This is a genomic window from Paenibacillus sp. BK720 (genome assembly GCF_011761545.1).
In the GTDB taxonomy this organism is placed as follows: Bacteria; Bacillota; Bacilli; order Paenibacillales; family Paenibacillaceae; genus Pristimantibacillus.
In genome coordinates this window covers 57393-81702 of record NZ_JAASRQ010000002.1, presented here as the reverse complement: position 1 = coordinate 81702, position 24310 = coordinate 57393, and the positions used below count along the sequence as shown (strand labels likewise).

The following is a 24310-nucleotide window of genomic DNA, read 5'->3' as shown; positions in this document are numbered from 1 at the left end:
CCCTGCTTACTGGCTGAACTGCCAGCTATGCAGCTTGAACAGCTTGCTGTCAGGCTTGCCTTTGAACACCAGATACAGGTCATGCGTACCTTCGGCGCCCGTTACATCCGTTTGATATTCTGCTTCATCCTCTCCCGCAGGCTGGACCTGTAAGGCTCCGATCAGTTTGCCGTCCGCGGCATCCAGCCGCAGCTCAATAACAGCGGCAGAGCCTGCCCCGGATACAGCCGCGGCAAATGTACGAGCGCCTTCGCTGCCGAAATCAACCTTCGATAATGCGATCCAATCTCCGCTGTCAATATCGGTGACGGACATGCCGCCGTCAGGGGAAGCCTCCGTCGCGATTCCCGCGTTCCATCCCATCGTTGCCGCTTCTACGCGCTCATAAGGCTGAAAAGCTTGAATTTGGGGAACTCCTTCGTAATTCGCCGTAATCTCTTGAATGGGCTGATCGGCATCCTGGAACTTCACTTCATTCAGATGAGTGGAACGATACCCCTTAGGCACCCCCATTGCCTTCGATAAAGTCTGGGCATGGTAAGCCATATACCATGCATCGTTAAATTCGAACATGGCATGATGGTTATTGCCGCCTACGCCAAAGAAATGCCCGGGATTCTTCAGAATCGTCCCGCGGTATGTCCACGGTCCCATTGGACGATCGCTGGTCATATAAGCAATCTCGCCTGCCGGTGGACTGCCTTCCGGACGCTGGCCGTTATAAAAGTTGGAACAATAAGTGAAATAATAAATGCCTTTATGCTTATTAATCCCGGCATCCTCGAACATAAACGGCGCGGGAATAACCTGCGCTTCGCCTACAACGCTGACCATATCCTCGCCGAGCTCCATCACCCGGGCCGTATCCGGCCATTCGTCCTTTCCTTCCGGCACTCCGCCTCCGAAATAAATATAAGCCTTGCCGTCATCGTCAACCAATACAGCGGGATCGAATAACCAAGTCACCTTCTCAACGCCGGGCGTCGACCTTAGAATGAGTGCTTTTCCGATAGGATCACGCCATGGTCCGATTGGACTGTCGCCCTCCAGCACGCCGATTCCACTGGCATTATTGGCGAAGTAGAGGAAAAATTTATCTTGTCCCTTGATTACTTTATGAGCAATTGCGGGAGCCCAGGATTGAGTTGCCCATTTGGCTGCCCCTTCGGGACCCGCAACCGTAATGACTCCATGATCGGTCCAATTGACCAGATCCGCTGAGGATATAACACCGATCTTGTTAATATTGCCGTACGTATTATCCTTCACGCTTCCGTCCTCGCCGTATTCCAGGACGTCATTCGTCATGTAAAGATAAACCCGTCCGTCAAATACTAGGGCGTAAGGATCCGCTCCAAACTTATGGGATACAAGCGGATTGCCTTGAGAAGGGATTTTGCCAACCGCATTCGCAAGCTTAACCTGTAATTCTTCCATGGATAATTCCTCCCGATTCGAATGATGAGATGTTATTAATAAGGCAAGAACTGCCGCAAGGAAACCGAACCGCAGGACTGACCTTAAGAGATGCCGTGTCATAAAACGCCCCCTAAACCGGAGCTAGGGCATCCCGATACTCCTGCGGCGTCATGCCGGTAGCCTTCTTGAAAAATCTTGTAAAGGAATGAGCCGCTTCATATCCGACTTTAACCGCGACCTCCCGTACCTTAAATTCGTCCTCCTTCAGCAGCTCCTTCGCTTTTCTTACCCTGCAGGTGTCAATGTATTCGGATAGATTGACGCCGCATTCCTGTTTGAAAAAGCGGGATAAATAAGAAGGATTGAAATAGTTAAGTTCCGCCAAGCGGACAAGCGACAAATCCTCGCTTAGATGGTCATTGATATACTCGCAGATTTTTTCGATTACGCCCGCTGCATTTTCTTTGCTCTCCGGGCTTTTGGCCCGAAACAGCTGTTCGGTTATCTGCTTTAAGTATTGAACCGCCTCTTGCATGGTGGAATGCTCCTCCAGGCGCATCAGCTTGCAATAATCGCTAATCTCCCGGCAAAGCCCATTTCGGTTAATATACGTAAACAGAGTAAGAGCGATTGAATAATAGATTTCCATTTTCCGCGTGACCGTACTGTTTTCGTGCAGCATGACCATGCTTAAATCTTCAAATGCTTCGATGAATTTCTCCGCTTTGCCAGCTTCAAGAAACCCGGCAAGCATTTCTGCTTTGGAAGAAACCTGTCCTTCTTCCTTGGTTTGCTGCTCTCGAAGATCTTCCAGCGGTTCCCCGCGATCCGTTACAATAATGGCGATGCCTCTACCGCCGATTTTCATCAGCTGCAGCTGACGGAGCCGTTCGTATTGCCGATTCATCTCATTCCATTTGCATAAATTTCCGCTGAGCGTGAAAGCGAGCGTTAGACCTAGCGATTGCAGGCAGGTCTCCTGAATCAATTCCAATGTACCTTCCAGATAACGAACAAGATGATTATTGAATTTCTCTTCCTCATGCTCATAAGGCTGAAGCAGATATAATAAGTCCCCTTGCTTGTCTATAATACCGATATGCCTCGTCTTCTCGGACAAATAGGAATTGCATACGATCCTTGCCTTCGTAAGAATCCCGCTTCGCAAGATGTAGGAAGCATGCTCCGGATACGTTAAATGTCCCCTTACAAGAAGAATGGGAGCGACAGGATCAAGCCCGATGTTCATCTTGCCGAATTCATCCCTTAGTCTCTCCTCGCATAAGCCATGCCCGCTGCTTTCTTGAAGCAGATGGCGAATGTAGTCTCCTTGTGCGGCCTGCTCTATCGCGTAAAGCTGCTCTTGGGATTGCTCCAGCATTTTGCTCATCTGATTCTCGTACTCGATTTCCTCCATGACTTCCCGTACGGTTGCCGTAACCTTGTCATAACCCTCCGTCTTCAGCAAATAACGAACCTTTTGCATTTGAATAGCCTTGTAAGCATAGTCAAACTCGCTGAAGCCCGTCAGGAAAATGACTTTGCTTCTTGGCCAGAAGGCTTGAATTTCCTCGGACAGCTCTAAACCGTTCATACCCGGCATACTGATATCGGTCAGCACAATATCGATTCTTGTCCTTGCCATCCACTGCAAAGCTTCCTTGGCGGAATAGGCTTTGCACACATCAAGCTTCTCCGGCATCAGCCGATGAAACACCTCGTACAGCGAGTCCGTAATAATGTCTTCATCATCCACAATCAATAATCTATACAAGTCCACCGGCCCCCTCAAGCTTGATTCTGATTTCCACCCTCATGCCATTGAGCTCGCTTCTGGACAAATGAAGACCGCTGCCTTCCCCATAAGTCAGCATAATTCGCCGATGAATATTGATCATGCCGGTCATTTCGCCGGATTCGCCTTTGCTGTCCAATCTCGCTTGCAGCTTTTCCAGCTGCTCGTCATCGAGGGGAAAATCGCCGTTATTCTCGACAATAACTCTGGCTTCCTCTCGATCCATATCGAAGGAAACACGGAGGAAACCTTCATTGGTCATTTTCTCCAGGCTATGTTCATAGGCATTCTCGATAATGGGCTGAATAATCAGCCTTGGCACACGTATTCGTTCCATATCCTTAGGCAGTTCATCAAACTCAACCTTGATTCTTCTGGAGAATCGAAGCTTCTGAATTTCGGTATACATTCTGGAATGCCGCGTTTCTTCGGCCAGCAGGACGTTATCCTCCCCGTTCCGGGTAATAAAACGATAATATTCGCCAAGCATATTCGTAAAAAGCTCTACCCGCTCCAAATCGCCGGTTTTTGCCAATGAGTTCAGAATAAAAAAGCTGTTGTACAGAAAATGCGGTTTGATCTGGGATTGAAGCTGCTTAAGCTCTGCCTTTTGCATCATCATCGTTTGTTTGAAATCCTGATCGATCAGCGTCTGCAGCTTACTAATCATCTGGTTGAACCGGTTATACAAATAGCCGAATTCATCCTTCTTCTCATGGTCAATGTGAATGTCGAGTGCACCTCCTTCCATCTTTCTGAAGCTCTGTACAAGCAGCAGCAAAGGCTTATGAACAAACTTGTATGTAGAAAAAGCATAAATGACAATAGCGCAGCAAGAGGTCAGCGCAAACACCCATGCCCAGTTGTTGAAGCCGTTCAAAGGCTTCTTTACCACCGATTCCGGCAGATAAGTTACGACGGTTAATCCAAGCGGCTCGGAATACGCTTTGTCCAAATGATAGTTTTTGTTGTCAATACGCGTAACCAAGGTATTTTCCTTTGTTCGGATAGCCGCGAACACATAGCTCTTCAAAGCGCCGGATGTGCTTGCGTTGCTGGCGAGCGTATAACCCGTACGGTTTGAAATAAGAAATGAACCGCTTTCGGGATAGACGCTGATTTGCTGCAGGGACTCTCTCAGTTTGTCCATATCCAGTTCAATCTGGACGATATAAATAGGCTCTCCTTCCTTGCCTCCGTATTTAGCCGCGCTTAAGTTCAGAGCGTCATTGTACCGAATCAAGCGTCCTTCCTTCTTATCCACTTCATCGTGGAGAAAATCAAAGCTAAGCCGATCGAATTCATCCACTCCGTTGCTTGAAGAAATACTCTTCTGAATGGTACGTATATGCACGGATATATCCTTAATATAGACACTGCTATTTTTAATAGAAGTAAACCGGTGAAGCAAGTAATCGATACCAGCCTTCTTATCCGCGTTGTCCATCAAGCTCCAAGTTACCGCCAGTTTATTCAAATCGTTATCCTGCAAAATATCGTATTGCTGAATCTCCAGCCACTCAATTTCATGATTCAAATCTTCCAGATAGTAGGAGAGCTGGGCAGTCGTATTTTTCGATATTTCATTGCTTGCATTTGTATAACTCCAGTTGTACAAATAAACGCCTAGCAGAATAATAGGCAGAATAACAACCAGATTCGTAATAATAAGCCGGACGAATAAAGCATTGCGCCACGAATTAGCGGGCAGTCTTAACAAGTGATTACCTCCGTTGTTCATACCACTGATTAACCTCAGCTGTTATTTTGTCGCCGCCCAGCTTGTACCAGTCCTTTACGAATTGGTCGAAGTCATCGATTGGTCTGCCCAAAATAATATTCATGTAGGTTTCATTTTGCAGATCGTAAAGAATTTGCTGCTTGTCAATCATCGTATCCGTAGGAGCGCCAACAAAGCTCTCATACAGCAGCTGATTGTTTTTCTCATATTCGTCAATGATCGAAAAAGCGCCCGTCGGACCATAGGTCTTAAACCAGCCCCATCCGGATTCGCCGGCCTTGCCGGACAAATAATCATCCATTCTCTTCTTGATGTATACCGCTTCGTCCTTCAGCTTCGCGTAATTACCCGACTTTCGGGACTCCTCAATCTGCCGGAAAGCCTCCAGGTTTTTTCTTGTCGGAGAAGGGGTAACCGGCGATAACTGCCATACCGCGTAAGTGTTGTTGTAAAATTTCTCGTATTCCGCGGTTTGTCCCCAGTTCTTCTCCAGATGCAGATTAAACAGCTTGACGATAGCCTCAGGATGCTCATAGCCCTTTCTAACGGCGAAGAACGTGTTCGTGTTGAATTTAAGCGGTACCTTAGGTGCTTGCCCCGTAGCAGAAACAATGGGAAACGCCTGCCAATCGGCATGGGAATCATTATCGTGGCTTGATTGAACCAAAAACGAGGCCCATTGTTCCCCATAGATCATGCCAATTTTTCCCGCAGCAATCAGTTTGCCGGCCTTGTCCCCGTCCTTCAAGGCAAATTCGGGATCAAGCTGTCCTTGACTATATATCCCCTGAATCACCTTCAATGCCGTTTTGACTTCCGGTTGGATACCTCCGTACACCAGCTTTCCTTGCTTATCCTTAATCCATATATTCGGAAAAGCATCGTAACCGGCCATAAGATCTACCAGCCCCATCACCGGATCTCCTAAATATTTGGTCGCCGCAAGGCCGTAGGTATCCTTTTTGCCGTTTCGATCGGGGTCCTCTTCTGTAAACGCTTTCGAAATTGCCAGTAAATCGTTCATGCTTTTTGGCGGTGCCAATCCCAGCTCCTTGAGCCAATCCGTTCGGATCCATAATAAATCGGCATCTTCAATCGACGAGCCGGTCTGCGGGATGCCCATCAGCTTGCCGTTAATCATAGCGGTGTCAAAGGGACCGTTGCCTTCTTCGCTAAGCACTTTTTTCGTTAATGGGGAAGCGAAGTTGTCATACACCTCCGTAAGCTCTTCGATTAAGCCCGCATTGCTGAGCTCTCTGAGCTGCTGGGCATTTACCTGAATCACGTCCGGAATGTTGCCGGAAGCAATGGATGCGCCAAACTTCTGGCGGTACAAATCGCCTTTAGCCGTCCAGTCATACTTAATTTTAATCCCCAAAACTTCCTCGTAAAGCCTTGTCCAACGGTTATCCTCAAGCGTTTCTCCCGGCAAGCTGGCAATTAAATCTTCTAATCCTTCACCCACTTCGCGGACAAAGGAAAGCTCAATCGGGGGATCAAAACGGCTTAACGAAGGATCCGTATACGTGACCGAAGCCGGCGCACGACTTACTTCCGGCGGCGTCAACCGGCTGTCTTTCTTGCATGCAGATAAAGCCGATAAAAGAATCAATGCTGTCATTAATAGCTTTACCTTGTTTAATTTCGGTTTTGGCATCCGCAACAGGATTACCCCTTTTCACTCGGGCGCAGCTGCGACGAGTCGTATGATATTCATTATCTTGGTTGGAACCTGATAATACAATAAGCATCTTTTTATGTCGTTACCCGTTGTTTACTTCTTCTTTAATCATATCATCCATCAGGTTAACCCCCATAATAAGACAGGTGTTCAATACCTTTACCCTAGTAGTACACTCGTTTATGGAAGCGCTTTCCAACAAAAAAATAGAACAAAGGAGTTGGTTTATTAGTGAGTAAAGGCAAATCTAATTGGCTTTTAAAATTATTCACCGTGATAGCCCTCATGCTGACGCCATTATTACTGAACAATTCCCCCGCCAGTGCATGGTCCGGAATGACCGCGTCAAAGCTTCATGTCAGCGGCAATCAGTTGGTGAACGGCAGCGGGCAGCCGGTCGTCCTGAGCGGTTGGCATCAGCCCTCCGGATCTTACTGGACCTACCAGGACAGCAGCTACTATCTGAATCAATACGGCGGAAACAGGCATGCCGCGGTGCTGGCTTATTTAAAGGATATTACCGATACGTTTACCGATACCTCCAGTAAATACGGGAATAATCACGGATGGTATATGAATCAGGTCCGCCTGTTTATCGACCGCGAGGATATGGGTGACGTTGCCGCCGGAACCTATAATTTCGCAGGGCTGCAAGCCGTTACCCAAGACGTCATCATTCCGTACATCAACTATGCCAAAACCAAAGGAGTTTACGTTACGCTTGGACTTGATTTCACAATTCTGAACAACCAGGCGACAACGCAAGCCAATCTGGACAAGTTCAACCAAATCTGGGGCTATTTATCCTCCCAGCCGGCGATCAAGAGCGCGGATAACGTCATGTTCGAGCTCATTAACGAGCCCGTTCAGGCGTATGCCAACGGTACTTGGGGAGGCAATCCCGCTCAAAGCGACTTTGTTGCGTACTGGAATTCCCTTAAGAATTTCCAGAACTCTATCATTTCCACCATTCGCGGCAACGGAGCAGATAACGTCATTTGGGCTGCGGGACTGGGCTGGGATCAGTATTATCAGCTTTGCGCCGCCTATCCGCTGACGGATCCGCTTAACAATTACGGTTATGCGGTTCACTGGTATCCGGGTTACGGCGCTCATGACGACTATGCCGCTTTGCAGCAGATATGGGACGATACCATCAAGCCGTGCGCGAATAGCTATCCGATCAATATTACCGAGACCACCTGGTTTAAAACGCAGCCGGGAGACTCTTCTTATTGGGAGCTGTTTAACGGTTCCAACGAAGGCTTCGGCAAAAATACGAAAGCGATTTTCACCGCTGCCGGCAATGTCAGCATCGCCGTTCACATGAATGGCTTCCTGCTGGAGCCTGGAGCAAGAAGCTCGTTCGCGGATCCAACCGCAGGGCTGAAATACGACGGCAACACCGCACGGGACGGCATGGCCCGCTTCCTATTCGAATGGTATTACGAGCGGGCGCAATGGCATCCATGGAACGGGATTTGGAACGCGCTGCAGTCCGGCTCGACTTACAAAATCATTAACCGGGCTTCCGGCAAAGCGCTTGAGGTGCCAGGCGGCCAAAACACAAATGCGCTGCAGCTTCAACAATATACGGATAATGGCGCTACGGCACAGCAATGGGTTATTACGGATCAAGGCGTCTATAACAATTACTACAAGCTGAAGAGCGTCAGCTCCTCCGACGGCAAAGTCATGGATGTACGCAACGGCACAAAAAACAACGGAGAAGCCATTCAGCTCATGTCCGATTTAAACAACACGGCGCAGCAGTTCCGGCTGATCCAATTAAGCAGCGGGTACTGGAGCATCATTAACGTAAATAGCAATAAAGCAGTGGAAGTTGCCAATTCCTCCACCGCCAACTCTGCCGTCATTCAACAAAATCTATACCGGGGCAACCTGAATCAGCAGTGGCAGCTTGTGAAGATTAATTAAGAAAAAAAGAACCGAGTCAGGAAGCCCTGGCTCGGTTCTTTCATTTGTGACAGCCGAGGCCGATTAAAAACTTACATTAGAATAGCAACTCCTAAAGAATGTATATTTCATTCTTGGAGGTTTACGGTTATCCTATTCCATTATGGATCTTTCTTACAATAGGAATATGCCGTTTTGAAAGGAGAGGCTAACGGATGAACCATATCCACTATGTGGGAAGCGATGCTGAGCATGACCGCCATTTTATTTTCGATATTCCTCAAGGTCATCACTGCTGGCTGCTCGTCATTACCAAGACTCCTGCACTATTTTGGGTAAACGGGGAGCTTCGACAATACCCCTCTCATAGCGCAGTCCTCTATCGGGCGCACCAGAAAATCTATTATAAGGCTTGCACCGATAAATATGTAAATGACTGGATACGCTTTGAATCGGACGAACCGTATGTTTCAAACACATCGCTGCCGTTTGGCATTCCATTCTCCTTGGATGATCCGGATTACTGCCACAAGCTGTTCGAACTGCTCGTCATCGAGCACAATTTCGATAGGGATTGCAAGAAATCCTCCATAGATTGTTTACTTCGCACCTTGTTCAACAAGCTTCTGGAATCTTATTGCCATGAAGGCTTTACAACGCAATACTACGATATATTAAGATTGCGCGCCGCTATTCAGAATAACCCGGGGGATCATTGGACGGTTCCGAAAATGGCGGAACGCCTCCGGATCAGCCCGGGTTATCTGCAAACCCTTTATAAAAAAACCTTCGGAATATCCTGCATAGAAGATGTCATTAGCTGCCGTATTCGTCTTGCCAAGGAATATTTGTTTCAAGGCTCCCAAACCATTAACGAAGTTGCGCGCCGCTGCGGTTATCAGAACGTGGAACACTTCTGCCGGCAATTCAAGCAAGTGACAGGATACTCACCTCGAAAATTCCAGGTGCATGCCAGCCCCTCCGAACAGGTTCAGGACCATCCGGTTAATTTGCCCGAATCATCCGATTGGCTTTGAAATATTCCGTTACGAGAAACTTCATCGTGTCATTAGGCTGCTGCTCGTCGAACTCTGCTGCATCCGCGAACTTCATCCCAAACGGGGCATCCGGCGTAAAGGGCTTCCAGCACGGCATTTCCTCGCCCGTTGAATCTAACCCGTTTGGATCGCCGGTACGGATGAAGTTCGCCCAGTAATTGCACATTTGCCGGGCGAGATCGTAATGTTTGCCAACGAACGGCCTCCAGCATTTGGCCAGGGTTTCGAAGAAGAACCACAGATCGACCGAATGGAACGTTCCGGGATTATCCCATCCGGGAATCTCGGCATCGAAATTGTAATAATACAGCGGCGTCTTGCCGCCCGTATCGGCATTCGCCTGGCCTGCAATCCGAATCGCATATTCAATGCCGTTTACCGATGCCTTCTTGACGATTTCTTCAAGGTTCCCCGATTCATAATCGCATAGCTTCAGGAACGTCTCGGCGTCGTCACCGAACATGTCTTCGGCCAGCTGTTGAAATCCCTTCAGCGAATCCGATTGCGGAATGCTGAAAAACTCCGACGATGTATGGCCGAACATGACCGGTACTTGCAAACGTTTGTTTTGAAGGAATAACTCGAGTGAGTTCCCCACGTTGAATTTATGATCTACGACGGTCCCCCAGAAAGCTTTATATTCCACTATCTTGTCCCGTAGATAGACCGCATCCAGAGTTCGAGCTTCATCAAGCGAGGTTACCCCAAGATAGTTGAAGAACCGGATGCCTTCCTGTTCGGCTTCCTCCAGCGTGCGCAGAAACCTTGGCATTCCGGCGTTCGGGTATAAAGGGGCAAACAATCCGCTCTGAACTATCGCTCTTTGAAAAAGCTCGTTGTTCTGCGGTGAAGTGAGCTGGTTCATGACGCTGCCGCCGCCGGCAGACTGTCCGCCAATCGTCATGTTGTCCGGATCGCCGCCGAAAGCCGCGATATTGCGTTTAACCCATCTTGTAGCGGCCTGCTGGTCGAGGTGGCCGAAGTTTGCGGGAGCATCCGGCGCTTCCGCGGTAATTTCAGGATGGCATAAAAACCCGAACGCATTTAGACGATAATTGACGGTAACGACTACGACGCCTCTTCTAGCGATGCGCTCGCCGTCAAATTCCATTTCGGACGGATGGCCAACCTGAAGGCCGCCGCCGAAGTACCATACGAATACGGGGAGCTTTTCATCCGTGCTTTTAGCAGGGGTCCATACGTTCAGGTAAAGACAATCCTCGCTCATCGCAATATCCGGCTCCACGGCCCATTCCCTCGTATAAATATTGTTATCGTCGAGTTCCTGTCTGACCTGCAGCGGAATCGGCGAATATTCGTAGGCTTTCAGCACGTCATCCCAATCGTTGGCCGGCTGAGGAGCGCGCCAGCGGTTTTCTCCTATAGGCGGTGCGGCAAAGGGAATCCCTTTAAAGCTTGTGATTCGGGGATCTGCTGCCGGCAGTCCTTGAACGATTCCCGTTTCGACCCTCACAACTCTAAGCATGCTTCATTTCCCCTTCCTAAAGTTCCTTTATTTGCTTGCCGCTGCATCGGCACGCATTTTAACGATTTTTTGCGCTCTTTCCGCATCCACGGCATTTACATCATTCCAACCGAGTCCTACTACATCGCTCTTCATTTTTGTCCACAATTGATCGAATTCTTCCTGATTCTTGGCGAATACCATCTTCCAGGACGTATTCTTTACGTAATCCGAAATCTGGCTGCGTTTGTTTTTAATGTCGGATGAATCGCTGCCCAGGCTTGTGTTAATATTAGGAACGATGTCGATCATATTGTTCTTCATGTAATATTCGGTTGCGTTTGTTGCATTATAGGTGTTCTGCCAGTCCGTCGTGAGTGCCGTCTTGTTAGCTTCTAAAGTGCTGCTCCAATAAGTGCTGTTATAAAATTCCCCCGTTTCCGGATCCGTGACAAAATCGCTCATAATCATGCTGTTAATCTTGCTTTGCCCATCCTGGTATCCGCCGCCACCGTACTCATCCGGAACGGGTGTGTTTTTCTGGAAAGCGGTTTGTCCAATCTCGGTCAGCTTAAACTTGCCGTCAGATGTCTTCTCATAGTTGAAGCCTTCAAATCCATTCGTATAATAACGAAGTCCTTCAGGCGAGACCATCCAATCCAGGAATTCCATAATTCTTTCAGGCTCCTTGGCTTTTGAACCGAGGGCGAATACTCTTCCGTTGCCGTAATAAGCATCGCTGTTCTGTAGGATGTGTATGTCGGCAATCGGTACCGCCACATTGCCGTCGCCGTTTTTGCCTCTTTCAATCGAGTTGTAGAAGCCCCGTTGCCAGGAGTACCACAAGAGAAGAACCTGCTTGTTCGTCAGCTTTTCCGAAACCTTGTTCCAATCCTGCGAGGCGGAGTCTGGATCAACAAGCCCCATCTGATTGGCTGTAAAATAGAATTGCAAAATCTTCTTGTACATACTGTTATCGTCTATAAGCGGAACGATATCGCCTTTGGCATTCAGCTGAATGGTCGACGTTCCGTCCGGCTGCTCGTAGCCGTACCAGTTGCTGAGCCAACGGACATTCTCCATGCTTCCGCCATCCCAGTCCTTCCACAAGGTAATCGGAACGATCTTTTTCCCGTCTGGCGTAGCCGGATATTTCTTTTGCATTTCCTTCAATACATTCAGAAGATCGGTCAAATTATTGAGCTTGGGAGCTCCCACTCCTTTGTAATAATCCCAAGGCATTATCGGACTGGAATAAGGAATTTCCTCCGAGAAAGTAGTTGGGGAAGTATCCGCTTCAAATGTCGGCATCGCGTAAATTTTCCCGTCCGGGTTCACTTTATCGAAGGCCGCATTAAAAGGTTTAAAATGATTATCCACGTATTTGGACAGGTATTGCGTGTTCTTAACCTTGTCCGTGAGATCCATAACCAGCCCCGCCGGAATTAGTTCCTCCAGCTGACTGTTATCGACGATCAGGAGATCGCCCAAATTCCCCGCTGCCGTTCTAGTCTTGTACAGCTGATCACCGGCAACCTGAGGAGCGAGAATGTTAAGCGTGATATTAAACTTATCCTTGATAAGCTTCCCATACCACCCTGTTTGCTCTCCTTGGTAATTGGCCGCATTATCGTAGACGGTGATGGTCAGCGGCTTACTGTGATCGATTCCTTTGCCGGACTGTGATGTGCCTTCCGCATTACTAGGCTCTGAGGATGTGCTTGGCGATGAATTGGAGCTTTGACACCCAGCTAATGCTGTCGATAATAAGAAGATCCCTGCTGCCGATACCAACGTCGATTTTTTAAATACTGTATTGCTGTTCCTCATTTACAACCCCCCGAATCAATTCATGTATTATAATGGCGCAAGTTAACCTTTTACTGCGCCGATCATAACTCCTTTTACGAAGAACCTTTGGAATATCGGATAAACGAGTAAGATAGGCGCTACGACAATAATGGTGACGGTCATGCGAATGGAAGTCGTCGTTTGCTTTGTCGCCAAGCTTGCCATGGCTGTTGAACCGGCATTTTGCAGGTTGACCATGGTAGATAAGGAGCTTGCCTGATTAATGTAGTTATAGAGAATGAACTGCAGGCTATAGAGCTTGCTGTCCGTAACCAGAAGCAGCGTATCCTGAAAGGAGTTCCACTGATCTACGGCCGAGAATATAGCAACGGTTGCTAGTATAGGCTTGCAAATAGGAAGCATGATTCTGAAAAAGAGAGTCATAATCCCGGCTCCATCGATACTTGCCGCCTGCTGCAATTCCTTTGGTGTCGATTCTACAAAGGTCTTTACGAGAATGATGAAAAACGGAGCTACGATGGTAGGCAGAATATATGCCAGAAAGTTGTTGGTCAGATGCAAGGATTTCATGGTCAAATACCATGGAATAACTCCGGCGTTAAAAAACATCGTAACAACCGTAAACCGGTACCAAAACTTTCTGCCCCACATATCCCCTTGGGTAAACATGAATCCCAGAAAGGCGGATGCGCCAACCGTCAACGTTGTGCCTATTAAAGTTCGGCCAAGAGATATTACGGTTGCATCCCATAGTCCCGGTATTTTAAACACATCCAGATAGTTCTGGAAATGAATATGCTTGGGAAGAAACACGACATCGCCTTTGGCGCTAATATCGTTCGCGCTAATCGTGTTGATAATGATCGAGTAAAAGGGATAGACGCATATAAGAGCAAACAGGGAGAACACCGTATAGATCAAGACGGAAATCATCTTGTCGGTTGCGCTGGTCTGTACTTTGACTTTACTCATACGATGCTCTCTCCTCTCAGCAATTTGGACAATCGGTTCACGGAAAAGAGCAGCACAACGCTAATCAAGCTCTTCAGCATACTGATCGCGACGGAAACGGAATAACTGCCGCCCCCCATTGCGAGGTTGTATACATATAAGTCCAACACCTGTATCGTGTCTTTGTTAAAAGCATTCTGAAATACGAAATACTGTTCCAGACCGTTATTCAGGAAGCTTGCGATTTGCAGCATCAATAAAACAAAATAAGTCGGCAGCATGCTTGGCAATACCACATACCAAATAATCTGCATGCGCGTCGCGCCGTCTACATGGGCCGCTTCATATAGGGAATCATCGATTCCCATAATGGCCGCAATATACAAGATGGCGGACCAGCCCAACGCTTTCCAAGTGGACCACATCCACATCGTAATCCAAACGTGGTCGGAGTTCTGCAGGAAGAGTATCGGAGAATCGATAATTCCCAGCATCTTCAGGAGGCCGTTAATGATCCCTTCACTAGAGAACATGGAAAACGCCAAGGAATAAACCAATACCCAGCTGATAAAGTTCGGAAGGGTCGTCACCGTCTGTATAAACTTCCGGAATCGTACCGCTTTCATCTCGGTCATGAATATGGCAAAGATCATGGGAAGCCAGGAGAAAAGCAAATTCAAGCCGCTCATGCCAAACGTGTTTTTAATAATCTGAAGAAGTTGATCGATCTTCACTTGGTTTTCGACCAAAGAACGAAACCATTTCAGGCCGACAAAAGGCGACTGGGATAAAGGGATCGGAGGCATATAATCAAAGAATGCATATACCCAGCCATACAGCGGGTAGTAGGCAAAGATACCGAGCAAGATCATAAATGGCAGTATGTATAGAAATTTAAGGAATGAAGTTCTACTCTTGCTGTAATGTATTCGCACCTTCTTACACCACCTAAATAAATTTATAATTCTTAATATTCAGAATTTAAAGCTTAAAACGGCTATAAGCACCGCTCCCCCCTGTAAAAAATCTTGTAATTTTCACTATTAACTGTTATTGGCAGCGCTTTCATGCCTCTTATTGAAGCTAGTATAGAATATCTATTTATTCAAAACAATGACCTATCCTCATTGATTATTGATCTATTCTTAGATGCTTAAGCAAAAAAAAATCCCCGGCTGATGCGTTAATCCCGGCAGTATAAGGCGATACAATCATTATCGATGTGGCTTATAGAAACAAGGCATCCCTCTTCCGACCGCCGTGGAAAAGAGTTGTCCTGTTTGTTGTCCATACAAGCTATTCACCTATAATACAGCAGCCGGTTCGCGTAAGCGTTGCGATAATCCGTTGGCGTAAGTCCTGTCATTCGCTTAAAGCTGTGCATAAATTGATGGCTGTCGGAATAGCCCAGCTGCTCCGCTATTTCCTTGATGCTCTGATTCGTATCCGTCAGCAAAGATTTAGCCGCATCCATCTTCTCCTGCAGCATGAATTGCTTCAAGGGAATCCCCGCAATCTCCGAGAACAAGAAGGACAAATGCTTGGCATTATAACCGAAATGCTCGGCCAGCTGGCTCACCTTCATATTCTCCTGCCTGTTCCATTTAATATAGTCAACGATGTCGTTGTATAGCTGCCGCTGCTTAAGCTTCTTTCCCGATTGATTCTGGACGAAAAACAGCTGGTTGTACAATTCGCATAAAATGCCGGTCGTCAAATAATTGTTAAGCGTCTGCTCCCTGTAGCTTCGGACGGAGTCCTGCAGCTGCTTCATCATGACAATCAGCTTGTCCGGACTGCGAAGCGTCCCCTTGTCGGGGATCGTTAATACGCCGGGTTCATACTCCGAATTGCCCTCCACCGACCTGTACCCGTCTTGAACGGAGAAGTGAAGCCAATAAAAGCTGCAGTCGGATTCCCTGTAGCCGAATTGCACGGCTCCCGGCGGCATTAGCAGAAAATCTCCTTCATGCAAGGCATACCGTTCCTTGCCCCTTGCCATATACAATGTGCCGCGGGTTTGGACAAACAGCTCGAATTCGAGCAGCACCCGTTGCATATGCTTCCACTCCGGAGACGGAGCGATAAATTTGCCGGTCATCACAAGGGAGACCGGCGTATCGACACGGAAGCTGTAATAAGTCATAAGCCGCCACCCTTTCCGCCTTTTTTACACTATATTGTAGATCAGAATAAGCGAATCCGGGAAGAACTTTTAAAAGAACTTCCTTTTTGACACATAATCAAACCTTACGCCATTTACCGGGGCCGCCAGCTAGTAATAAGCTTTTAGCATATTGACGAGAGGGTGATGATCATGAAGGCCTTAACAGGCAATACGTCGTTGAACCATTTCGGACTGGATCGCGTGAAGCTGTACGGTGATTACCAAACGAACGCCTTTCAGAAAGAATTGGATTATTTGCGCAGCTATGACGTGGATCGGCTGCTTGCCGGATTCAAGGAGACTAGCGGCCTGCAGCCAAAAGCGGATAAGTATCCCGGCTGGGAGAATACTGAAATCCGCGGCCATACGTTAGGTCATTATTTAACGGCCGTATCCCAGGCCTATGCGCAAACGCAGGATTCCGGGCTGCTCGAGAGGCTGAAATACATGGTTGCAGAGCTGGCGGAAGCCCAGCTGGACAACGGTTATCTATCCGCTTTTCCCGAGACGTTGTTTGACAATGTGGAGAATAGGAAGCCGGCATGGGTTCCTTGGTACACCATGCATAAAATCATTGCCGGACTTATTGCCATCCATCAGGCGACCAAGCTGCAACAGGCTTACGAGGTTGTCACGCGCCTGGGCGATTGGGTCGCAGACCGAGCTTGTTCGTGGTCGGAGGAGCTTCAGGCCACCGTACTGGCGGTAGAATACGGCGGCATGAACGACTGCATGTATGATTTGTACAAGCTCACCGGCAACAATCGCCATCTGGATGCCGCTCACAAGTTCGACGAGATCCGCCTGTTCGATGCTCTTCGGGAAGGACGGGATGTGCTGAAGGGCAAGCATGCCAATACGATGATTCCTAAGTTTATCGGTGCCTTGAACCGTTATCTCACGCTTGGGGAAAGCGAGCGCGGCTATCTGGAAGCGGCCGTCAACTTCTGGGATACGGTCGTCTATCATCACAGCTATCTGACTGGCGGCAACAGCGAATGCGAGCATTTCGGAGAACCGGATATCCTGGACAGCAAACGCTCCGACGTAACCTGCGAAACCTGTAACAGTTATAATATGCTGAAGCTGACCAAAGAGCTGTTCAAGCTGACGCAGGACAGCAAATACGCCGAATTTTACGAGAGAACGTATATTAACGCCATCCTGTCTTCGCAAAATCCGGAGACCGGCATGACGATGTATTTCCAGCCGATGGCTACCGGATACTTCAAAATTTACAGCTCGCCCTTTGAACACTTTTGGTGTTGTACGGGTACCGGAATGGAGAGCTTTACCAAGCTGAATGACAGCATTTACTTCCACTTGGACCATAACCTTTATGTCAATCAATTTTACAGCAGCCGACTGGATTGGTCAGAGCAGCAAACCGTTGTCACGCAGACAACTTCGCTGCCGTATAGCGACCTTGTCCATTTCACGGTAAGCACAAGCAGCCCGAAACGGCTTGCCATTCATATTCGCGTCCCTTATTGGGCTGCCGGAGAAGTCGAAATCGCACTTAATGGGGAAGCGGTTATTGCTTCCGTTCAGCAGCAATATGTTGTTCTTGACCGGATCTGGAAGGACGGAGATACCATTGAAGCCCGCATTCCAATGAAGGTTGCTTTCTCTTCTCTTCCCGATGCCCCTCATGTCATTGGCCTGCAATACGGTCCTATCGTTCTAAGCGCTGCGCTTGGCCAAGAAGATATGGTGGAATCTAGAACGGGGGTTATCGTTAACATCGCGACAAGAAGAATCGCCGTTAAGGATTATATCGTACCTGAAGGGATGAGCGTGAAGGAATGGCTCGGCAACTTCGACAAGCATGTCGTACGTCTTGGGAATGAACTGGCCTTTTCGCTGAGAAACACCGATATGGATGAACGGTTAATCTTTACTCCCCACTATCTGCAGCACCGGGAAAGATACGGCATTTATTGGAGCCTACTGGATGATGGATCCGAGGAACTGCGGCAGCATACGGATGCCGTGGACCGTGAACGCAGATTAAGAGAAGCTACGATTGATTCTGTTCAAGTTGGCAATGATCAATATGAATTGGAGCATCAGATCGAGGGCGAGCGCACGCATGGCGGTACGTGGGAAGGATTAAACGGAAGGATGGCGGAAGCCGGAGGATGGTTCAGCTACCGGATGAAGATCCAGCCGGGAGCTTCCTTGGCGGTAACCTTTAACCGTATGCATACGAACAGAAGCTTTGATATTTATATCGACGAGCAGCTGCTTGCAACCGAGGATTTTCCGGACGCATGGAAGAGGAGCTTCTATGAAAAACAGTTTGAACTCCCCCATGCCTTAACAGCAGGCAAAACATACGTAACCGTTAAGTTTATTCCGAATGGGAAGATAAACGGCATCTATGGCGTCCTAAGAACAATTAAGCATACGGCTGATTAAAAATAATCACAAAGCAGCGTGCAGGGCTATCTCCCGATCCGATTGGATTCGAGAGATAGCCCTTTCGACTACCGACCCGTTATAAGGAGTGCATCCCGAAGTAAATAGTCTGCCGCTTCTTCGGCGATATGCTTCCCGCGCTGCGCTTTCACTTCATTTATAAACGCCTCAAGCTGGCCAGCCTCCAGCTTCTTCAGCAAGCTGTTGGAAATACCGTGCGAATCGATCGACCCGTTGTCAGCAAAAACCGTCACTAGCTCCTTGAGGGTTTCCTGATCGACATCAATCGTGAAAGTCATCGTTAGCGTGGCGGTATTCCCCGCCAAATCGGTTGAAGTCACGGCAAGCGCGTGTGAACCCGGAGCCAGCGTATACAGCGGCACTGGCGAACCCGGCACATAAGGATTCGCATCCAGCGTGACCGTCGTCTTGCTGCCGTCAACTCCTGACAAATTGTCGGTTAAGGCAACCTGTACCGAGAACTCGCCGGCATTGCCGAGCGTACTTCCGTCTGTAAGTCCGATTACGGTGATCGTCGGCGCGGCGGAATCAATCATCACCACGCTAGAGCCGCTCACCCCGGACCCGTCGCCTGCGGTGGCCGTTACCCGGACGTTACCATCAGCGACTGCCGAAAGCAGGCCGGTGCCGTCGATCGTCGCAGCGCCGGTCGCAGTGCCGTCAAGTCCGGAGACCGTCCATGTGACGCTTCGCTCCGTCGCGTTATCCGGTTTCACAGTTGCGCTCATCCGCAGCGTGCCGCCGATCCGATTGATGACGGACGCGCCGTTCTCCCCGCTGACGGTAACTTCCGTTACGGGAACGACCAGTTGAAGCGCTTTGAACGCGTTACGCAGCGCGTAATAGGAATTGTCAGCTGCCTCCTGCCCGATTCCGCTATTCACAACGGCAGCTTGAGCCTCGCTTAAAGCGCTTGCAAAAGTGTTCCATGAATCGGTGGTATAAAGCGTATCGTCCAGGTTATTGACAGTCCCTATGAAGGAGGTCAGCAGCGTTTTGTCGACCGCCACTGGCGTAATCGGGTTCGCGGAACCGCCGCGACCGGCTTTGACCTCGTTAAAGTAAGCTTCTACTTTCGATATTTCTTCTGCCGTCAGCACCCTGTCGTAGATCAGAATCTGTGCGACTCTGCCCATGAAGCGGAAAGGAGTTGCGGCAGCCATCGAGTAGCCTACGCCCAGATCCGATTTATTCCCTTTAAGCGCCTTCGCATTGGTTCCAGGGGTTCCGATGATGTTGTTATTCACGTAAACGGCTCTATTGGTTCCGTCTAACTGAGCGCGAACGCTGACCAGACCGTCCGTGGCAGTTGTCGCAATTTGCTGCCCGCCGCCCGATACGCTTCCATCCGCGTTACCAAAGCGGATGTTAACTCTGTTTGTTCCCACGCCGAGATTAATACCGCTCCAGCCGTCGTTGGCAGCCCATGTTTGGTAAGCCTCGTTTAATCCGAAATAAACAAGGCCATTCTGGTCGCTGGAGTTGTTGGCTGTCGTTGTTGGTCTAACAAGCGTGTATATCGTCATCTGCGTGCTGCCGTTATAATCCTTAAAGCCTGCGGCCTTAAGCGGCCTCGAGTTCGCGGCAAAATCTACATAATCGTATACATCGTTCTTTAATGTAGGGTTGCCGGTTGGCGTTCCAAGATTATCACCGCCGCTGCCGGGAACGCTCGCCGGGACAAGCTTCGCCGGTACGCTTCCCATATTTGTCCATCCCGTTACGTTGCCGCTGCTGTCTTTTTCCACGCCCTCATCGGCTTTTAGCCATAAGTCAAGACCGTTTCTAGGAATATCGGCAGGCGTTTTATCGCTTACCACAACGCGGGCGTGCGATTGACTCAACACTTCGCCGTCCGCCGCCAGTACGTAAATAATGTACGGACCAGGCAGCATGGGCGCGGTCATTGCGAGCATATCGCCTGAAGCTACGGTTTCATCGTCGCCTCCATCGAAATGTCCGCCGCTCGACGAGGAAATCCATATCTTCTTAGTCGAGTCGTCCAAATCGATTGCAAATCTCACTTGCCCGCCCGGAGCTACCGACACATCCGCCGGGAGCAGCCTGTTGGCCACCGATACGGACGTTGTAAAGTTGATCGTCATGGAATTCGGCTCGGTCGGCGTGCTGGCGACTAGGGTCCAGCTTCCTTCGGTGGCGATTTTGTAACCGCTCATCACGGGATTGCCGTTAAGCGTATAGGTGTAGTCTTTGCTCAAAGTCAGTTCAAGAGGCCGTACCGCCGAAACTTCGTAATTTTCCCCGTCCGTCACATTGATCGCGGACGCGTTCTGGTCGACGTAGACCGTATACTTGGATGTGGCCGTATCCCTGCCGTCTCCGTATTGAATATAGAGCTTGTATTCACCCGCGGCAGACGGAGCTTTGATTGACTTCTCGTTGCCTGCAGCTTTTGTCATCGTATTGCCTTCGCTGAACACCGTTGTGTTCGCTGGCGCAAGCCAGACCGTGTCTTGAGCATTTAGCAGGCCTCTGCGGTTCAGCTTTTCGCCTTTACCCATAATGACATTGGAAGCGAGCTCAAACTCGGTATCCGCAATGAGGCTTCTTGGGATCATATGGGTGTATTCATTGGTGAGCCCCGAATTCAGCACGATTTCGTTGCCTTTTAACGGCCAAATGCGGGCTTCGCTTTTGTAATTGTCGTAAGTAATCCTAGGAGCGCCATTCTGATTGTTGTTTCCGTCTACGTAACCTCCGACGGCAATCATATCGCTTTTACGCTTCCAGTTGTTAAATTCGAAGAGACGGCTTTGTCCCGGTGCATGGGAAAGCTTTGACTGCACGACGTTGCCGATCATCTTGATGAACGTGCTGCCTTCGTCGGGATGGAATCCGTTTGTCCAGTTGTTGGAGGTTGTAGGCTTGTCGGTTGGATTCGGGTTAAGGAAGTTGTAGTTCATTTCGGTGAAATTCGTCCAGTTGTCGGGATTCCAGTTGCTGTTCTTGTCGGTGACGGGGTCGTTGGTCAAATTGTTGACGGTGTCCCATGTTCCTCCGCCCGGCAAATTACCCGGATCCCCTTGGCGTCCCAATGAGTAGATGGCTCCGGAGTCGTTAACGACCGTACAAATTTCCTCTATCCGGTTGTAGTTTATTTTGTTGTTTCTTGAGGTTGTCGAAATGATAGGAGATCTTGCGACGCTCGTTTCATGCGTGCCATGGTAAGGACCGCCGGTCTTGTTCGTGCCTTGGGCGGTAAAGCCGAACCCGTCGTACTCGTCCCAGCCCCAGCCGATGCTCATCGCGCCGTAAGTGGTGTCGTAAATGTAGTTGTGCAGAACTTGCATATTCGTTGTGTAGAAAGAGGCTAGCGCGTTGGCGCCCGGAAATCCGTAGCAGGTTCTGTACAAGAAGTTATTGGTAATATAAATGTTTTCCGGCACCGCTTCCGTACCCGCCGCAAACTTTTCCTTATCAACGCCAGCCCAGTTCCTGATTGGCGTACCGGAGACGGAAACGCTGGATTCCTGCTTAATCGGCTCATCGTTTTCATAGATATGCTGCGGATGTCCGACCACTACGCCGGAAGCGAGCGTATCCACGATATAGTTGCCCGTGACCTCGATGTTCTTGGCATCGTTTTCGATATGAATGCCATTAAATCCGGCAAGCCCGATCTCGCCGTTCAGTACCTTAATGTTCCTCGCCGCGTTGATCATGACGACAGCTGGCGGTATGTCGTACCCCCGGTAGAAGGTCTCATGCCAGTTAATGCTGCTTGGGAAATAAACCTTGTTCACGATTGAGCCTTGAACGGATGCGTAGCCGCGGGAGCTCGTCGTTACCGGACCGGATCCGTCGCTAAGCGTGTAGGTGCCCGTCAGTTCAAACAGCTTGTAGTCGGTATGGGCAAATGTCAGCCCGTTGAAGGTGATGTTTTTGACGCGTCCGTCATCCGAGCCCTCAATCGGATTCAACCGATCTCCTACCGGGATTCCTCTAATGTCGAGGACCGTCTCAAGCTTTGGAACAACTACGTCGGCGGTATTGATATCTTCACCGGCAAGCGGGATGTAATAGAGCGTGCTTTCCGCCTGGTCGAAATAGAAATCTCCGCGTTTGTTGAGGAACTCGAAGGCATTGCGGATAACTTGATTGTTACCCGGATTGTATTGCGTGTTATTGCCTAAGGATTGTGAAATCGCCCCATACGGCATCTGGAACCGGAGCATGACGCCGCCGGGTTTGTTGCTGGCTGCCGGCGCTTGCTCGATCGAAGCGAAAGTGACGAAAGGCCTCGCCCATCTGGCCGTAGAGCCGCCCATGCTTTCGGCCTCGATGTTCTGAGGGTTTTTCGTTTCCGTCGTCAGACCTACGCTGGCATCGAATACGATGCCGGCCCGAATGTTGCTGCCGTTCTGCCACGCCCAAGGGTTATCGGCAGAGGTAAAGCTGACGGTGGGGGTGCCCGTAACGGTTCTGTTCGCTGAAGCGATCTGCGGGCTTGTCGTCATGTTGGCGCGCTTATCGTTTACATAGATCGCGCGCAGCTTATCGCTCCGGTTAAGGGTCGTTTTATACGCCTTTAAGCCTCCCGTCTGGGTAAGGCCGACGGCCTCCGTCCATACGCCCTTTTCCAGCATTTCGCCGCCGCTGATTACCGGCTTCGCACCCGGTGCCGCTTCATAGCGAATCGTGCTGCTTGCGCTGCCGGAATCTTCCTTGGAGAAGACCAGGGTTTCATTTAGCGGATAATATCCGTCCGCGATTTGAACGACGATATCCCCGCCGGTCTTGGGCAGCGTCCTTACGACTTCTTTTGCCTTGGCAATCGATTTATACGGCTTTTCCTTGGTTCCGTCACCCGTGCTGTCATTGCCGTTCGTAGCCACATAGATAGTCGTACTAGCTGCGCTGTCGGCCGAGACTACCGACCTTGACAAGGGCAGCATGGAAAAAACCATTACGAAAGTCATGACCCAAATGAATGCTCTTTTTCTCACTTCCATAAAACCTCCTTGGATGTAAGCAAAATGTGATGCACATGGCTGCCTGAGCGTATGAGCGAGGCTACTTCAGAATAGCCCCTGCTGTCAAAGCATTTTCGATTTTCTCGTTGCCTACCAAATAAACGATAATCATAGGCAAACTGGATAGCAGCATGCTCGCGCCGATCAACCCCCAATCCGTAACTCCCACATTGACGAAGAAACCAAGCAATCCCACGGTTAGAGGCCGAAATTGATCCTTGGAGGCGATAATAAAAGCCAGCGGGAATTCGTTCCAAATCCGAATGAATATAAGGACGCATTGCGTAACCAATGCCGGCATCACGATTGGAAATATGATTCTTATATAGGTCTGATAGACATTCGCTCCGTCTATGCATGCCGCTTCCTCCAGCTCCTTCGGCAACGAACGGAGAAAGGCATACAGCATGAGGACGCAGGAAGCGATGGCGAAGCCGGAATACGGCAGGATAAGACCTAAATAGCTGTTTTTGATATGCAGCGCTTTAACCAGCTGGAATAAAGGAATAACAACGACCTCGATCGGGACAATCAGTCCCATGGATACGTAAAACAACACCGCCGAATTGAATTTCCATTGCATGCGGCTGAGGCAATAGGCCAGCATGCTTCCCGTCGCCAGCGTTATGACGATCGTCCCTACCGTATAAATCAAGCTGTTCTCGAAATACGTATAAAAATGATATTTGGACAACGCTTCGCTGAAGTTCAGCCAATCCAAGGAAAACGGTACGCCAAACGGATTGTCGTAAGCTTCGCTTTTGGACTTCAACGACATCGTTACCATCCAGTACAAAGGAAACAGAAACGTGCATCCGACGGCGATCCAAAACACCCGGCTTAATACTTTCAGAAGACTCCCCCCCAG

14 protein-coding genes are annotated in these 24310 nt (G+C 49.1%); 3 read left to right on the top strand and 11 right to left on the bottom strand.

Annotated features, from left to right (window positions below):
* Nucleotides 1-6: 6 nt before the first annotated feature.
* The 4 genes from FHT67_RS07400 to FHT67_RS07385 form a co-directional block, all read right to left on the bottom strand.
* A complete protein-coding gene (locus tag FHT67_RS07400) occupies nt 7-1437 on the bottom strand; it encodes a glycoside hydrolase family 43 protein (RefSeq protein WP_243867025.1) in 1431 nt (476 codons plus the stop codon).
* Nucleotides 1438-1549: 112 nt separating this feature from the next.
* Entirely contained in the window at nt 1550-3193 is a 1644-nt protein-coding gene (locus tag FHT67_RS07395) for a response regulator transcription factor (RefSeq protein WP_167197004.1), read from the bottom strand.
* A complete protein-coding gene (locus FHT67_RS07390; RefSeq protein WP_132307050.1) occupies nt 3186-4934 on the bottom strand; it encodes a sensor histidine kinase in 1749 nt (582 codons plus the stop codon). The genes FHT67_RS07395 and FHT67_RS07390 overlap by 8 nt, the downstream gene beginning before the upstream one ends.
* A 4-nt stretch (nt 4935-4938) precedes the next feature.
* A complete protein-coding gene (locus FHT67_RS07385) occupies nt 4939-6576 on the bottom strand; it encodes an extracellular solute-binding protein (protein ID WP_243867023.1) in 1638 nt (545 codons plus the stop codon).
* A 396-nt stretch (nt 6577-6972) separates the two neighbouring features.
* Between FHT67_RS07385 and FHT67_RS07380 the strand changes: the two genes are divergently transcribed.
* Nucleotides 6973-8574 (top strand): RICIN domain-containing protein, encoded by a 1602-nt coding sequence (locus FHT67_RS07380; protein WP_243867021.1) that lies wholly within the window; start codon nt 6973-6975, stop codon nt 8572-8574.
* A 194-nt stretch (nt 8575-8768) separates the two neighbouring features.
* Nucleotides 8769-9590 (top strand): helix-turn-helix transcriptional regulator, encoded by an 822-nt coding sequence (locus FHT67_RS07375; protein WP_167196995.1) that lies wholly within the window; start codon nt 8769-8771, stop codon nt 9588-9590.
* Here FHT67_RS07375 and FHT67_RS07370 read toward each other — a convergent pair.
* The 5 genes from FHT67_RS07370 to FHT67_RS07350 all read right to left on the bottom strand — a co-directional run bounded on the left by FHT67_RS07370 (nt 9559) and on the right by FHT67_RS07350 (nt 15985).
* Complete coding sequence (locus FHT67_RS07370; RefSeq protein WP_167196992.1) at nt 9559-11097, bottom strand: carboxylesterase/lipase family protein; 1539 nt, start codon at nt 11095-11097, stop codon at nt 9559-9561. The genes FHT67_RS07375 and FHT67_RS07370 overlap by 32 nt on opposite strands.
* A 27-nt stretch (nt 11098-11124) precedes the next feature.
* Nucleotides 11125-12906 (bottom strand): type 2 periplasmic-binding domain-containing protein, encoded by a 1782-nt coding sequence (locus FHT67_RS07365; protein ID WP_167196989.1) that lies wholly within the window; start codon nt 12904-12906, stop codon nt 11125-11127.
* A 42-nt stretch (nt 12907-12948) separates the two neighbouring features.
* Complete coding sequence (locus tag FHT67_RS07360; protein ID WP_132307062.1) at nt 12949-13860, bottom strand: carbohydrate ABC transporter permease; 912 nt, start codon at nt 13858-13860, stop codon at nt 12949-12951.
* Entirely contained in the window at nt 13857-14711 is an 855-nt protein-coding gene (locus FHT67_RS07355; RefSeq protein WP_132307180.1) for an ABC transporter permease subunit, read from the bottom strand. Before FHT67_RS07355 ends, FHT67_RS07360 begins: the two co-directional genes overlap by 4 nt.
* Before the next feature lie 428 nt (nt 14712-15139).
* Nucleotides 15140-15985, bottom strand: a complete 846-nt coding sequence (locus FHT67_RS07350; RefSeq protein ID WP_167196986.1) for an AraC family transcriptional regulator — start codon at nt 15983-15985, stop codon at nt 15140-15142.
* 171 nt (nt 15986-16156) lie between these two features.
* Between FHT67_RS07350 and FHT67_RS07345 the strand changes: the two genes are divergently transcribed.
* Nucleotides 16157-18427 (top strand): glycoside hydrolase family 127 protein, encoded by a 2271-nt coding sequence (locus FHT67_RS07345; protein ID WP_167196983.1) that lies wholly within the window; start codon nt 16157-16159, stop codon nt 18425-18427.
* Between the two features lie 68 nt (nt 18428-18495).
* Here FHT67_RS07345 and FHT67_RS07340 read toward each other — a convergent pair whose 3' ends face one another.
* Nucleotides 18496-23421, bottom strand: a complete 4926-nt coding sequence (locus tag FHT67_RS07340) for an Ig-like domain-containing protein (RefSeq protein ID WP_243867019.1) — start codon at nt 23419-23421, stop codon at nt 18496-18498.
* A 61-nt stretch (nt 23422-23482) separates the two neighbouring features.
* Complete coding sequence (locus tag FHT67_RS07335) at nt 23483-24277, bottom strand: ABC transporter permease subunit (protein WP_132307068.1); 795 nt, start codon at nt 24275-24277, stop codon at nt 23483-23485.
* Nucleotides 24278-24310 lie beyond the last annotated feature (33 nt).